The 12,908-nt window shown below is 59.8% G+C and carries 11 protein-coding genes; all 11 read left to right on the top strand.

Annotated features, from left to right (window positions below; all coding sequences use genetic code 11):
• Positions 1–35: 35 nt before the first annotated feature.
• The 11 genes from ACK3BK_RS21255 to ACK3BK_RS21205 all read left to right on the top strand — a co-directional run bounded on the left by ACK3BK_RS21255 (position 36) and on the right by ACK3BK_RS21205 (position 12,752).
• The gene (locus tag ACK3BK_RS21255) at positions 36–1,862 is read left to right on the top strand and encodes a hypothetical protein (RefSeq protein WP_411383243.1); all 1,827 of its coding nucleotides are present in this window, start codon (positions 36–38) and stop codon (positions 1,860–1,862) included.
• A gap of 218 nt (positions 1,863–2,080) precedes the next feature.
• Positions 2,081–3,259 carry an NO-inducible flavohemoprotein gene (hmpA, locus tag ACK3BK_RS21250; protein ID WP_186668305.1) on the top strand — a complete coding sequence of 393 codons (1,179 nt, stop codon included), beginning with the start codon at positions 2,081–2,083 and terminating at the stop codon, positions 3,257–3,259.
• 404 nt (positions 3,260–3,663) lie between these two features.
• The gene (locus ACK3BK_RS21245) at positions 3,664–4,170 is read left to right on the top strand and encodes a disulfide bond formation protein B (RefSeq protein WP_054892511.1); all 507 of its coding nucleotides are present in this window, start codon (positions 3,664–3,666) and stop codon (positions 4,168–4,170) included.
• A gap of 557 nt (positions 4,171–4,727) precedes the next feature.
• Positions 4,728–5,672, top strand: a complete 945-nt coding sequence (cyoA, locus tag ACK3BK_RS21240) for a ubiquinol oxidase subunit II (RefSeq protein ID WP_186668304.1) — start codon at positions 4,728–4,730, stop codon at positions 5,670–5,672.
• A gap of 3 nt (positions 5,673–5,675) precedes the next feature.
• Entirely contained in the window at positions 5,676–7,694 is a 2,019-nt protein-coding gene (cyoB, locus tag ACK3BK_RS21235) for a cytochrome o ubiquinol oxidase subunit I (RefSeq protein WP_186668303.1), read from the top strand.
• A gap of 3 nt (positions 7,695–7,697) precedes the next feature.
• Positions 7,698–8,321 carry a cytochrome o ubiquinol oxidase subunit III gene (locus ACK3BK_RS21230; RefSeq protein ID WP_186668302.1) on the top strand — a complete coding sequence of 208 codons (624 nt, stop codon included), beginning with the start codon at positions 7,698–7,700 and terminating at the stop codon, positions 8,319–8,321.
• On the top strand, positions 8,321–8,653 hold the full coding sequence (cyoD, locus tag ACK3BK_RS21225) for a cytochrome o ubiquinol oxidase subunit IV (RefSeq protein ID WP_054892515.1): 333 nt from the start codon (positions 8,321–8,323) through the stop codon (positions 8,651–8,653). Before ACK3BK_RS21230 ends, cyoD begins: the two co-directional genes overlap by 1 nt.
• A gap of 11 nt (positions 8,654–8,664) precedes the next feature.
• Positions 8,665–9,552: a heme o synthase gene (gene cyoE / locus ACK3BK_RS21220; protein WP_054892516.1), complete on the top strand. Its 888-nt coding sequence runs from the start codon at positions 8,665–8,667 to the stop codon at positions 9,550–9,552.
• Between the two features lie 120 nt (positions 9,553–9,672).
• Positions 9,673–10,800 (top strand): hypothetical protein, encoded by a 1,128-nt coding sequence (locus tag ACK3BK_RS21215; protein WP_186708087.1) that lies wholly within the window; start codon positions 9,673–9,675, stop codon positions 10,798–10,800.
• Positions 10,801–10,959: 159 nt separating this feature from the next.
• Entirely contained in the window at positions 10,960–12,168 is a 1,209-nt protein-coding gene (gene alaC / locus ACK3BK_RS21210; protein WP_411383242.1) for an alanine transaminase, read from the top strand.
• Positions 12,169–12,368: 200 nt separating this feature from the next.
• Entirely contained in the window at positions 12,369–12,752 is a 384-nt protein-coding gene (locus ACK3BK_RS21205) for a YkgJ family cysteine cluster protein (protein ID WP_186668298.1), read from the top strand.
• Positions 12,753–12,908: the final 156 nt, after the last annotated feature.

Genomic DNA, 12,908 nt, shown 5'->3' with positions numbered 1-12,908 from the left:
CGAACATCCTTTTCAACAGGCGAGGGTAATCTGCAATGACCAAACGAGAGATGTTCCTTGGTCGGCTGCCGGTGTCGGCTCTGGCAGGTGAGCTGAATCCACTGGTCATCACTGACATGGATTCCGGAGGACCGCAACGCGATGGCCTGGGTTGGAATGAGTTGTCTGATCCAGAGCGTGTCGTGCCGATGTTGGCGAAGTTGCCCGAGGCGTATCGCCAGGGTGATGAGATCAGTCTTTTCTGGACGGCTACCAAGCCAGTTACGCAACCGCCGCAAGCCGATCCGTCTGAGGCTGCAGTGCAGTTTTACCTGTTGGATGCCGAAATGCAGGCGCGAGGCTGGTTGAGCTTCGGTGTGGTCAAGGGTGACCTGAAACTGCCAGCGGACGAGCAGATTCCCTATCCTTATTTCGGTTATTTCTATTACTCGCTGTATGACCCGATCTCAACATCCAGGCGCTACTCGCAGTACAGAGAGGTCTTGATCGACCTGCGTGTGCCCGGGGGGCTTGATCCCGATCCGGAAACGCCGGTCAACGAATTTCTTGTCGCGCCTTTAGTAACGCCCTCCACGATCGAATCCCCAACCACTCCGGTACGCGTTTCGATCGTGCCTTGGCGTTTCATGCAGCCGGATGACCAGGTCACCTTGATCTGGAGCGGTGTTCGTCATGTGGGGGAACGCCTGGGCGCAGGCGACGTAGGCAAGAATTGGGTGATTGATGTTCCGGCGGATGTGATAGAGAAGGGCGGAAGCGGCGAAGACCTGCGGGTCTACTACGAGATCCGTGACCGGGTGCAGAACTACTCGCGGCCGTCTCCATCGGCCTATGTAAAGGTCGAAGATCCCGATGCGCTCGCGGCACCTGAAGTCGAAAGTGCGGAGAGTCCACCCTACCAGCTGGATCTGGTGCCGTTGGCGGGGCAGGATGTGACCATCTACTTGCCGGACTATGTCGGTTATACGCCCGGCGATAGAGTCACGATGCATTGGGTCGGGCTCAGTGCCGGAACCGATGCAAGAGAAGTGCGTTATGACTGGCCCATCAGAACGATCACCGGCACACGCGACAAGATCTTCAGCCTGCCCTATCTCTTTGCGGTGCTGGTGGTGAATGGCCTGGCCACTGTCTTTTATGAGTCGATACCTGCCGCTGGTGGTGCAGCCAGACCTTCTCGCCGGCGCTCGCTCACCATTGTCGGGGAGGGCATTGTGTTGCAACGCCCGGACCTGGTCGAGGCAACAGGCGATGTCATCGATCTTGCCGACCTGACCACAGACAAGGTTCACGTGCGCATCCCTCTCTATCCTGGGCAAAGCGCAGGGGATGTCGTCACCTTGGCCTGGACGGCCAGGAGCGGTGGCAGCGGCGGCGCGACCTGGCGAACAGACCTGACCGTTCCTGTGGGGGGAGAAAAAAACGAACTCGTGTTCGAGGTCGATTTACCGCTACTGATCCCGGCGGTGGATGGCACCCTGACCTTGAGCTATTCGGTGCTTACCCCGGAATTCGGTATCACGCGATCTTCGCCCGAGCACGTCTACAGCGTTCTGGACAGTGCGGCAGTCGATTTTCCTGCACCGACCTGCGCCCAGGTGGAGGGCAGTGGTGCGGGCGCGTCGCTGCCATCGGATACCATCAACGCGATCATCGAGGTGCCGGCAAATGCTCCTCTGCGTGTGAACGACAGGGTCACGCTGCGTTGGGAGGCGGCTGTCGGCAATACCCCGCCTGCCTACACCGAGACCAAGACGTTCACCGGGTTCCCGTTCAGCTTCACTGTGGGTAACGCGGATATTCTGCCCTTCGAGGAAGTTGATGTATCGGTGACCTATTCGGTCGAGCGCAACGCTGCGTAATAGCGTTGGTGTTGTGAGCAACGGCCTGAGTCAGCGCATGTCTGCTGACTCAGGCCGTTGTCATTTAGACTCTATGTTGTCGATATGACCATGCTCGCGCATTGGTCATATTGACAATTTTATTTATAACTCATTGATTTATAATGTTTTATTTTTTGGCATCGTAATTGCCATGGTCTGGGTAACCATTCGAAGCCCAAGGCTCAGGAGTCACTGCAATGCTCAATGCCGACCAACGTGCAATCATCAAGGCCACTGTCCCGCTGCTCGAAAGCGGTGGCGAGGCGCTGACTACCCACTTCTACAAGATGATGCTCAGCGAGTACCCCGAGGTCCGTCCCCTGTTCAACCAGGCGCACCAGGCCAGTGGTGACCAGCCGCGTGCGCTGGCCAACGGTGTGCTCATGTATGCCCGCCATATCGACCAACTGGAGCAACTGGGTGGCCTGGTTGGTCAGATCATCAACAAGCATGTGGCCTTGCAGATCCTGCCCGAACACTACCCCATCGTTGGCAGTTGCCTGCTGCGCGCCATCGAGGAAGTGCTGGGCAAGGACATCGCCACCCCGGAGGTGATCGCTGCCTGGGGCGCGGCCTATGGCCAGCTGGCTGATATCCTCATCGGCGCCGAAGAGGGCCTGTACAAGGCCAAGGAGGAGGCCGACGGTGGCTGGCGCGGTGCTCGCGATTTTCGTGTGGTGCGCCGTGAGCAGGAAAGCAGCGAGATCGTCTCGTTCTACTTCGCTCCGGTCGATGGCAAGCCGGTACTCAAGGCCGAGCCGGGTCAGTACATCGGCTTGCAGCTGTTCATCGACGGTGCCGAGCAACGCCGCAACTATTCGCTCTCGGCATTGTGCGATGGTCAGCAGTACCGCATCAGCGTCAAGCGCGAGGCCGGGGGCAAGGTGTCGAACCATCTGCATGATCAACTGCAGGTCGGCGACACCCTAAAGCTGTTCCCGCCGTCGGGCGACTTCACTCTGGCGGCTGGCGACAAGCCGCTGGTACTGATCAGTGGTGGTGTCGGCATCACCCCGACCCTGGCGATGCTCGAGGCGGCGCTGCAGACCGAGCGTCGGGTGCACTTCATCCACTGTGCGCGCAACGGTTCGGTACACGCCTTCCGTGACTGGGTCGACGGTCTGGCTGCGCAACATCCGCAACTGCAGCGTTTTTATTGCTACGCCGAGGACGACGGCAGCCGGGATGCGAATGCAGTCGGCCTGCTGAGCCAGGATCTGCTGGCCGAGTGGCTGCCGCGTGAGCGTGACGTGGATGCCTACTTCCTTGGGCCGAAGGGCTTCATGGCGGCGATCCGTCGTCACTTGAAGGGGCTGGGGGTTCCGGATGCGCAGAGCCGCTACGAATTCTTCGGGCCGGCGGCTGCCCTGGAATGATCTACTGACCAGGCTGGCGTCTTCGCGGGCAAGCCCGCTCCTACAAAGCGCCTATTGCCTGTAGCGGCGGTTCGGCGCTCCGACTTGCCCGCGAAGGGGTTGGCCTGTGCATATATAAAGAAGGATGAACAGCGTCCCGCAGCTTTCATCTTTAATCCTGCTTTAATCACTGTATCCTTCACTCCCGGGTGTCGAGGGGCTGGTCCCTGCGCGACGCCCGGGCAGCCGTTTTTTTTACCGGCCAAGGTTGAACCGATGTCGTCAACACCGGTCACAGCATCTCCGGATAGCCCTGCGCAGCGCTGTCTCGCCGCTTCCTCGACACGCTAAGAGACCATCCCTGCGTGTAGACTTGCGCCAGGCAGGCGGAACACGCTGCCACCTATCCATCCAAGGAATCGGCAATGAACGAACAAACCCTGCGCCTGAATCGGGAACGGCGCTTCCTCGTGCTGTTGGGGGTAATCTGCCTCTCGCTGATCGGCGGCGCGCTGTACATGCAGGTCGTGCTAGGCGAGGCACCTTGCCCGCTGTGTATCCTGCAGCGCTATGCCTTGCTGCTGATCGCGCTGTTCGCGTTCATTGCCGCGGCCATGCCCGGACGACGGAGCCTGACCTTCTTCGAGGCGTTGGTCGTGCTCAGCGCAATTGGCGGAATCGTTGCGGCCGGCAACCATGTGTATATACTCGCCAACCCGTACGCCAGTTGCGGCGTCGATGTCCTGCAACCAATCGTCGACGACCTGCCCCTGGCGCGGCTCTGGCCCCTGGCATTCCAGGTCGACGGTTTCTGCACCACACCGTACCCGCCCATCCTGGGTCTGTCGCTGGCGCAATGGGCGCTGGTGGCCTTCGTCCTCACTGCCATCCTGGTGCCGCTGGGCATCTATCGGAATCGGCGCCGGGCTTAGACAAAAGTCCCGATTTGATGCAGGACTATTGCACGGTCAGATAACCGGCAAAATTTCCCCAGAGGCTGATCCTGATCAACGTTGAGCCCTTGTAATGCAAGGGTTTCAGGGCTATCAAGCCGGGTGCGACAAACTGTCGCGAAGTTGATTTTTCAGGCAGGATTATTACAAATCCTGTAAAAGACTGTTGCTCAATAAGTCATAGTCAAGGGGGGGGCGACCTATCTACAATCGCCCCCAATTTCCGTTCGGCACTGCTTGCGAGTCGCAGGATTGAAGGAAGCCCCAGCGCTCCTTTTGCTGACTTCGACAAGTTTCGCCCAACGGCGATCCGGGCGGACACCCCTCCGCGTTTTCCCGCACCAAATGGAATTGGTCTGAAGTACAGGCCTTTAGCCTAAGAAAACCCCAAGCTCGTCCATGCGCTCAACGCCCAGATCCAGCAGTCGGATCCCAGGCAGGCGCGGGTTCGAGCTCGAAATGCTAACGCTTGGCAGGACGAAGTGTTGGCGAACAAAACACATTGCATTGAAGCAAGCTGATCTAGAGGTCGTGAGATGAGTAAAAAGCGTTACCCCAGACTGTTTGGCATATTGCCCTTTTTAGGCATGCTTTTACTCAGTGGGTGCAACTGGACCCTGCTCGACCCGAAGGGCCAGGTCGGCATTGAGCAAAAGAACCTGATCCTCATCGCTACCGGCCTGATGCTGCTGGTCGTGGTGCCAGTCATCATCATGACCCTGGTCTTCGCCTGGAAGTACCGTGCTTCCAACAAGGCTGCCACCTACACCCCCGACTGGTCGCACTCGACCAAGATCGAAGCCGCGGTGTGGATCATCCCGATCCTGATCATCATCGCCCTGGGCTACGTCACCTACCACTCCACCCACAAGCTCGACCCTTATCGTCCGCTGGATTCCGATGTGAAGCCGGTGCAGATCGACGTGGTCGCCCTGGACTGGAAATGGCTGTTCATCTACCCGGAGCAGGGCATTGCCACGGTCAACAAGATCGTCTTCCCGGCTAACACCCCGGTCAACTTCCGCGTGACCTCCGACGCCGTGATGAACTCGTTCTTCATCCCTGCGCTGGGCGGCCAGATCTACGCGATGGCCGGCATGACCACCAAGCTGCACCTGATCGCCAATGAAAATGGCGAGTTCGACGGTATCTCCGCGAACTACAGCGGTGCTGGCTTCACCGGTATGAAATTCAAGGCAACCGCCACTTCCCAAGCCGACTTCGATGCATGGGTCGCGCAAGTGAAGGCCTCGCCGAAGAAGCTGGACAAGGCCGAATACGACGCCTTGGCCAAACCAAGCGAAAACAACCCAGTCGCGCTGTACAGCGAGGCTTCGCCTGACACGTTCCAGCTCATCGTCGACAAGTACGAAGGCATGAACCGTGGTCGTCCGAGCCACGAAGAAGCAGGCAGCAAAGACCTGGCCACTACCAAGGGTGTGGAAACGAGTATGCAACCAGCTGCCGGTGCAGAGGAGTAAGAGATGTTCGGTAAATTAAGCCTGGAGGCGATTCCCTATCACGAGCCGATAGTCATGGTGACGCTTGCCATGATCGCGCTCGGGGGCCTCGCCGTCGTTGGTGCCATCACCTATTTCCGCAAGTGGTCCTACTTGTGGACCGAGTGGTTGACCACGGTCGACCACAAGAAGATCGGGGTGATGTACATCATCGTCGCGATGGTCATGCTGCTGCGCGGCTTCGCCGACGCCATCATGATGCGTACCCAGTTGGCTGCCGCTACCGGCGGCTCCGAAGGCTACCTGCCGCCTGAACACTATGACCAGATCTTCACCGCCCACGGTGTGATCATGATCATCTTCATGGCGATGCCGTTCTTCACCGGCCTGATGAACCTGGCCCTGCCTCTGCAGATCGGTGCACGTGACGTTGCCTTCCCGTTCCTGAACTCCCTGAGCTTCTACCTGCTGCTGGCAGGCGTGCTGCTGGTCAACATCTCCCTGGGCGTCGGCGAATTCGCCAAGACCGGTTGGGTTGCCTATCCGCCACTGTCGGGGATCCAGTACAGTCCGGGCGTAGGGGTTGACTACTACATCTGGGCGCTACAGCTATCAGGCTTGGGTACGACACTGACAGGCGTGAACTTCCTGGTCACCGTCCTGAAGATGCGCGCACCTGGCATGAAACTGATGGACATGCCGATCTTCACCTGGACCTGCACCTGGGCCAACGTGCTGATCGTCGCTTCCTTCCCGATCCTGACCGCCGCACTCGCCCTGCTGACCGTTGACCGTTATCTGGACTTCCACATCTTCACCAACGAGCTTGGTGGGAACCCGATGATGTACGTCAACCTGTTCTGGGCCTGGGGTCACCCTGAGGTGTACATCCTGATCCTGCCGGCGTTCGGCGTGTTCTCGGAAGTAACCTCGACCTTCTCCAGCAAGCGTCTGTTCGGCCACCACGCGATGATCTACGCATCGGGTGCCATTGCCGTACTGGGCTTCGCGGTCTGGCTGCACCACTTCTTCACCATGGGTGCCGGCGCCAGCGTCAACACCTTCTTCGGTCTGGCGACGATGCTGATCTCCATTCCGACCGGTGTGAAGCTGTTCAACTGGCTGTTCACCATGTACCAGGGTCGCGTGCGTTTCACTCCGCCGATGCTCTGGACCCTGGGCTTCATGGTCACCTTCTCCATCGGTGGCATGACCGGCGTACTGCTGGCCGTTCCAGGTGCTGACTTCGTACTGCACAACAGCCTGTTCGTTATCGCCCACTTCCACAACGTGATCATCGGCGGCGCGGTGTTCGGCTACATTGCCGGCTTCGCCTTCTGGTTCCCGAAAGCCTTCGGTTTCACCCTCAACGAGAAGTGGGGCAAGGCGGCATTCTGGTTCTGGCTGTCCGGTTTCTACGTGGCCTTCATGCCGCTGTACGCGCTGGGCTTCATGGGTATGACCCGTCGTCTGAACCACTCCGACAACCCACTGTGGGAACCCTACCTGTACGTGGCCGTGGTCGGTGCGGTGCTGATCCTGTTCGGTATCGCCTGCCAGCTGATCCAGCTGTACGTATCGGTTCGCGACCGCAACCAGAACCTGGACGTCACTGGCGATCCATGGGGTGGCCGTACCCTGGAATGGTCGACTTCGTCGCCACCTCCGTTCTACAACTTCGCCCACATGCCTGAGAAGGTCGGCCTGGACGCCTGGCAAGAAGCCAAGGAAGCCGGTGTCGCCTACAAGGTGCCGGCCAAGTACGAAGCGATCCACATGCCGAACAACACCTCGACCGGTCTGTTCATGGGTCTGTTCCTGACCATCTTCGGCTTCGCTTTCATCTGGCACATCTGGTGGCTGGTGGGTGCGAGCCTGGTAGCAACCATCGCGGTCTTCGTTCGCCACGCTGCACGTGACGATCAGGGCTACATGGTTCCTGCCGAAGAAGTGGCGCGCATCGAAGGCGAACGCCAGCGGGCCCTGCAGCTTGCCGGTGTACCTACCGGTGGCGCACGTGTCGAAACCTTTGAACGGGTGTAATCAATGTCCAGTCAAGTAATTCACGGCGATGCGCATGGTCACGACCATGGGCACGACGATCACCACCACGACTCGGGCCAGATGACCGTCTTCGGTTTCTGGCTGTACCTGATGACCGACTGCATCCTGTTTGCGTCGCTCTTCGCCACCTACGCGGTGCTGTCCGGCAGTTTTGCCGGCGGCCCGTCGGGTCATGACATCTTCCAGCTCGACTTCGTGCTGGTCGAAACCGCGTTCCTGCTGCTGTCCTCGATCACCTTCGGCTTCGCCATGCTGAAGATGTTCGCCGGTAACAAGGCAGGCGTACTGGGCTGGTTGGCTATCACCTTCCTGTTCGGTGCAGGCTTCATCGCGATGGAAATCTACGAGTTCCATCACCTGATCGTTGAAGGCTACGGCCCGCAGCGCAGTGGTTTCCTGTCGGCGTTCTTCGCGCTGGTCGGCACCCACGGCCTGCACGTGACCTCGGGTCTGATCTGGATGGCCATCCTGATGTACCAGATCAACAAGCACGGCATCACGCCGACTGCCAAGACCCGCATGAGCTGCCTGAGCCTGTTCTGGCACTTCCTGGACGTGGTCTGGATCTGCGTCTTCACCGTCGTCTACCTGCTGGGGGTTCTGTAATGGCTAACGCACACGACACTCACCACGAAGGTAACCACGGCAGCGTGAAGTCCTACATGATCGGCTTCATCCTGTCGATCATCCTGACCGCGATCCCGTTCGGCCTGGTGATGTATCCGACCCTGCCGAAGAACCTGACCGTCCTGATCGTGGTGGCCATGGCCGTCATTCAGGTCGTGGTGCACCTGGTGTACTTCCTGCACATGGACCGCTCGAAAGAGCAGCGCTCCACTGTCTCGACGTTCCTGTTCACCGCTCTGGTAATCGCACTGCTGGTAGGCCTGTCGCTGTGGATCATGTTCAGCATCCACTACGAAATGTTGGCCAAGTGAGGTAAGACTGCATGTCCGTGAAGCACTTTATCCAAATCACCAAACCGGGGATCATTTTCGGTAACGTGCTTTCCGTGGCAGGCGGTTTCTTCCTTGCCGCGAAGGGCCATGTGGATTTCGCCCTGTTCCTGGCGGTGGTGGTAGGTACTTCGCTTGTGGTTGCGTCCGGTTGCGTGTTCAACAACTGCATCGACCGTGACATCGACCAGAAGATGGAACGTACCAAGAACCGCGTCATGGTTCAGGGCGGCATGTCGCTGCCCCTCGCACTGATCTACGCCACCCTGCTCGGGGTGGCGGGTTTCAGCCTGCTGTATGTCCAGGCCAACCCGCTGTCGGCGTTCTGTGCGCTGATCGGCTTCGTGGTCTACGTCGGCTTCTACAGCCTGTGGCTCAAGCGCAAATCGGTGCACGGCACCCTGGTCGGCAGCCTGTCCGGTGCCATGCCTCCGGTGATCGGCTATTGCGCAGTGAGCAACAGCTTCGACCTGGCAGCGGTCACGCTGCTGGTGATGTTCAGCCTGTGGCAGATGCCGCACAGCTTTGCCATCGCCATCTTCCGCTTCAAGGATTACAGCGCAGCCAACATCCCGGTCCTGCCGGTGGCTCGCGGTATCCTGGCGGCGAAGAAGCAGATCGTGCTGTACGTGCTGGCCTTCGTGCTCGCCACGTTGATGCTGACGCTGGGTGGGTACGCCGGTCTGGGTTACCTGGCCGTCGCAGCCGCCATGGGTCTGTACTGGTTGTACATGGCCTGGGGTGGCTACAAGGCCGAAGATGACAGCAAGTGGGCACGCAAAGTGTTTGGCTTCTCCATCCTGACCGTCACCGCGCTGAGCGTGATGATGTCGGTGGACAGCCAGACTGCTGCCGACGTGCTGATGACCTACGCACGCTGAAGCCTACGCGCATTACAAGAACCCGGCCTTTGGCCGGGTTTTTTATTGGTAGATTTTCCGTCTGCGCGCTGGTATCCGAACGCACTAGTTTGAGCTTCCAAGTCATAAGGAAGCATCCAAATGAGTGTTTTTACCGTCTATTTCTGCGGAACCGGCTCCCACCGTTTCGATCACAACAACCCTAATTTCTGGAATGGCGAGCTGATCGCCACGCTGGCCAACCATACCTTCGGCAGGGAGTTCGTCGACTGGATCGCAGTCGATGGCCCAGGCAGTGGCAACCTGCAGGACGATGCCTTGTTCGTAGACGACGGCGACTACTACAAAGTGACCGGCACGCTGTTCGGCAAAGGTTGGGATGAGAACGTGCGGCATGCCCTGCAGGTCATCAAGGGCAAGAGTACCTGGGCCCGCACCAAGCTCACCGAGCAGCAATACCAGAACCTGAAGAGCGCTGGCATTCCAATTCCTGATGCCGAGGCCGGTGGCTCGTGGTTCTGGCGCACCTACGACTATGGTGATCGCGCGGTGACCCCCCAGGCCTTGCAAGAGCAGATGATCAGGCAACTGCGCAAACCGTTGATCCCGACCACGGTCAACCTGGTGGGGTGGAGCAGGGGCGGAATCAGTTGTCACATGCTCGCCAACGCAATGGCGCAAGATCCGGAGCTGCGTGATGTGAAGGTCAACATCTTTGCCATCGATCCGGTGCCGGGGGTAGGTAACCTGAAGTCTGAGCGCGTGCAACTGGGAGCCAACGTGAAGGAGTACGTGGGGTTCTATGCGCGAGACGAGCGATCCAAAGGGTTCGCCTGTGTGGTGCCTGCCACAGCGTACGGTACACGTGTCAGCGTACTGCCGATGCCGGGCCGCCATGCAACGCTGGTGGGCAATGCTTCGATAGACGGCGCAGGTTCTGGCAAGGCACTGCCTGAGCCGGGGATGATCGTGCGGCACTTCGCGGAGGTTTGCCTGAAGCGTTGGGGCGTAAAGCTGGACAAGTGTCTGGAGTTGGACGATGCGGGGCTGATGACCTATCACAAGACCATCGATGCGAACGATGAGCTTTACCGCGCCATGCGCAAGAAGTCCTATACCGTACTGACCGAAGGCACTGCCGATGAGCGTATGGTTCATCGCGGCAGCATTGCCACGGAGTTCAGCCAGGTGCGTGGCGAGCACCTGGACCCCAGCGATGGGTTGAGTATCCAGCGTTTCGACCTGCACGCCTACAAAGCCCTGCGCTGAGTTCTTCGACCCACCAGCGGGTAAGTCTCGCTGGTGGGCGGCGAATCTATCGACAGCCCCTTTACAACGCCGGGGCAACCAGACTATTTTCTGCCTCGGCCACCGCAGTGGCCAACGTCGCTCGGACGGTTCCGGGCGCTTACGTCTCTCGAGGAAAGCATGGCCAACCCAGGTTCGCCGCGCCGCTTTGCGCGCATCGATCGTCTCCCCCCCTACGTCTTCAACATCACTGCCGAGCTCAAGATGGCGGCACGCCGTCGTGGCGAAGACATCATCGACCTGAGCATGGGCAACCCGGATGGCGCGACCCCGCCACACATCGTCGAGAAGCTGGTGCAGGTCGCCCAGCGTGAAGATACCCACGGCTATTCCACCTCGCGCGGCATCCCGCGACTGCGCCGCGCCATTTCCAACTGGTACAAGGAACGCTACGACGTCGAGATCGACCCGGACAGCGAAGCCATCGTCACCATCGGCTCGAAAGAGGGCCTCGCGCACCTGATGCTCGCCACCCTCGACCATGGCGACACGGTGCTGGTACCCAACCCCAGCTACCCGATTCACATCTACGGGGCTGTGATCGCCGGTGCCCAGGTGCGCTCCGTGCCGCTGGTGCCGGGAGTGGACTTCTTCAATGAGCTGGAGCGGGCGATCCGCGAATCGATCCCCAAGCCGAAGATGATGATCCTGGGCTTCCCCTCCAACCCGACCGCGCAGTGCGTGGAATTGGACTTCTTCGAACGAGTGGTGGCCCTGGCCAAGCAGTACGACGTGCTGGTGGTGCACGACCTCGCTTACGCCGACATCGTCTACGACGGCTGGAAGGCGCCTTCGATCATGCAGGTGCCTGGCGCCAAGGATATCGCGGTGGAGTTCTTCACCCTGTCCAAGAGCTACAACATGGCGGGCTGGCGGATCGGCTTCATGGTCGGCAACCCCGAGCTGGTCAGCGCCCTGGCGCGGATTAAGAGCTACCACGACTACGGCACCTTCACGCCGCTGCAGGTGGCGGCGATTGCCGCGCTGGAAGGTGACCAGCAGTGCGTGCGCGACATCGCCGAGCAGTACCGCCAACGCCGCAACCTGTTGGTCAAGGGGCTGCATGAGCTGGGCTGGATGGTCGAGAATCCGAAAGCCTCGATGTACGTCTGGGCCAAGATCCCCGAAGCCTATGCACACCTCGGCTCGCTGGAGTTCTCCAAGAAGCTGCTGGCCGAGGCCAAGGTCTGTGTCTCGCCCGGTATCGGTTTTGGCGACTATGGCGATGACCATGTGCGCTTTGCCCTGATCGAGAATCAGGACCGCATCCGCCAGGCCATCCGCGGTATCCGTCAGATGTTCCGCGCCGACGGGCTGACCAGCAAGTAAGCCCCAGGCGTCAAGCCGCAAGCCGGTCTGCGATGGCAGGCCGATTGCGGCTTTTGCCTGCCACGGTCGGCATGGCGCTCGAGGGCTGCGACCAGCGGCCGTCTTTTTTTCATTTCCCCTCTATCCAGCCGCTCGTGCTTGGATTAAAAATGGCGCCGCGAGCGCCCGCTCGATAACAACAACTTCCCTTCCTGGCCATCATGTCCGAACAGAACCCTTGCCTGACCTGCGGCGCCTGCTGCGGCTACTTTCGTGTGTCTTTCTTTTGGGGTGAATGCCAGTCTTCGGGCGGGTTGGTGCCCGACGATCTGGTGGTGCAGATCAATCCGACCCGCGTGGCCATGATCGGCACCGACGCCAAGCCTTGCCGCTGTATCAGCCTGGAAGGCGAGATCGGCAACAAGGTGGGGTGCACCATCTACGAGAATCGTTCCAGCCCCTGTCGCGAGTTCGACGCGTCGTGGGAGAACGGCGTGCACAACCCCAGCTGTGATGACGCCCGTGCCGCCTATGGCCTGCCACCGCTGACCCCGCCTGGCGCCAACGAACCGCACTGGCCTGACGATGGGGCAGAGGTCGCCTGAACGTCCAAACACATCACGTTTTGCCCACCGGACATGACCGTTCGTCGGTTGGATCCAAGCGACACCCTGCTGCAGCCCGCGAAATACGTGCTGCCTCGACAAAGTATTAACACCATTTGACCGTCCCCGCGTCCCTTCGCGCCTGCTCGCCAGCGG

Source organism: Pseudomonas sp. L7 (assembly GCF_046605565.1).
In the GTDB taxonomy this organism is placed as follows: Bacteria; Pseudomonadota; Gammaproteobacteria; order Pseudomonadales; family Pseudomonadaceae; genus Aquipseudomonas; species Aquipseudomonas wayambapalatensis.
Note: the sequence above shows the minus strand (reverse complement) of the source record. Positions and strands in the feature narration are given on the sequence as shown.

Excerpts from the sequence above, each read along its gene's own strand:
- ACK3BK_RS21255 (WP_411383243.1), top strand. The coding sequence starts at position 36 with ATGACCAAACGAGAGATGTTCCTTGGTCGGCTGCCGGTGTCGGCTCTG.
- hmpA (WP_186668305.1), top strand. The coding sequence starts at position 2,081 with ATGCTCAATGCCGACCAACGTGCAATCATCAAGGCCACTGTCCCGCTG.
- ACK3BK_RS21245 (WP_054892511.1), top strand. The coding sequence starts at position 3,664 with ATGAACGAACAAACCCTGCGCCTGAATCGGGAACGGCGCTTCCTCGTG.
- cyoA (WP_186668304.1), top strand. The coding sequence starts at position 4,728 with ATGAGTAAAAAGCGTTACCCCAGACTGTTTGGCATATTGCCCTTTTTA.
- cyoB (WP_186668303.1), top strand. The coding sequence starts at position 5,676 with ATGTTCGGTAAATTAAGCCTGGAGGCGATTCCCTATCACGAGCCGATA.
- ACK3BK_RS21230 (WP_186668302.1), top strand. The coding sequence starts at position 7,698 with ATGTCCAGTCAAGTAATTCACGGCGATGCGCATGGTCACGACCATGGG.
- cyoD (WP_054892515.1), top strand. The coding sequence starts at position 8,321 with ATGGCTAACGCACACGACACTCACCACGAAGGTAACCACGGCAGCGTG.
- cyoE (WP_054892516.1), top strand. The coding sequence starts at position 8,665 with ATGTCCGTGAAGCACTTTATCCAAATCACCAAACCGGGGATCATTTTC.
- ACK3BK_RS21215 (WP_186708087.1), top strand. The coding sequence starts at position 9,673 with ATGAGTGTTTTTACCGTCTATTTCTGCGGAACCGGCTCCCACCGTTTC.
- alaC (WP_411383242.1), top strand. The coding sequence starts at position 10,960 with ATGGCCAACCCAGGTTCGCCGCGCCGCTTTGCGCGCATCGATCGTCTC.
- ACK3BK_RS21205 (WP_186668298.1), top strand. The coding sequence starts at position 12,369 with ATGTCCGAACAGAACCCTTGCCTGACCTGCGGCGCCTGCTGCGGCTAC.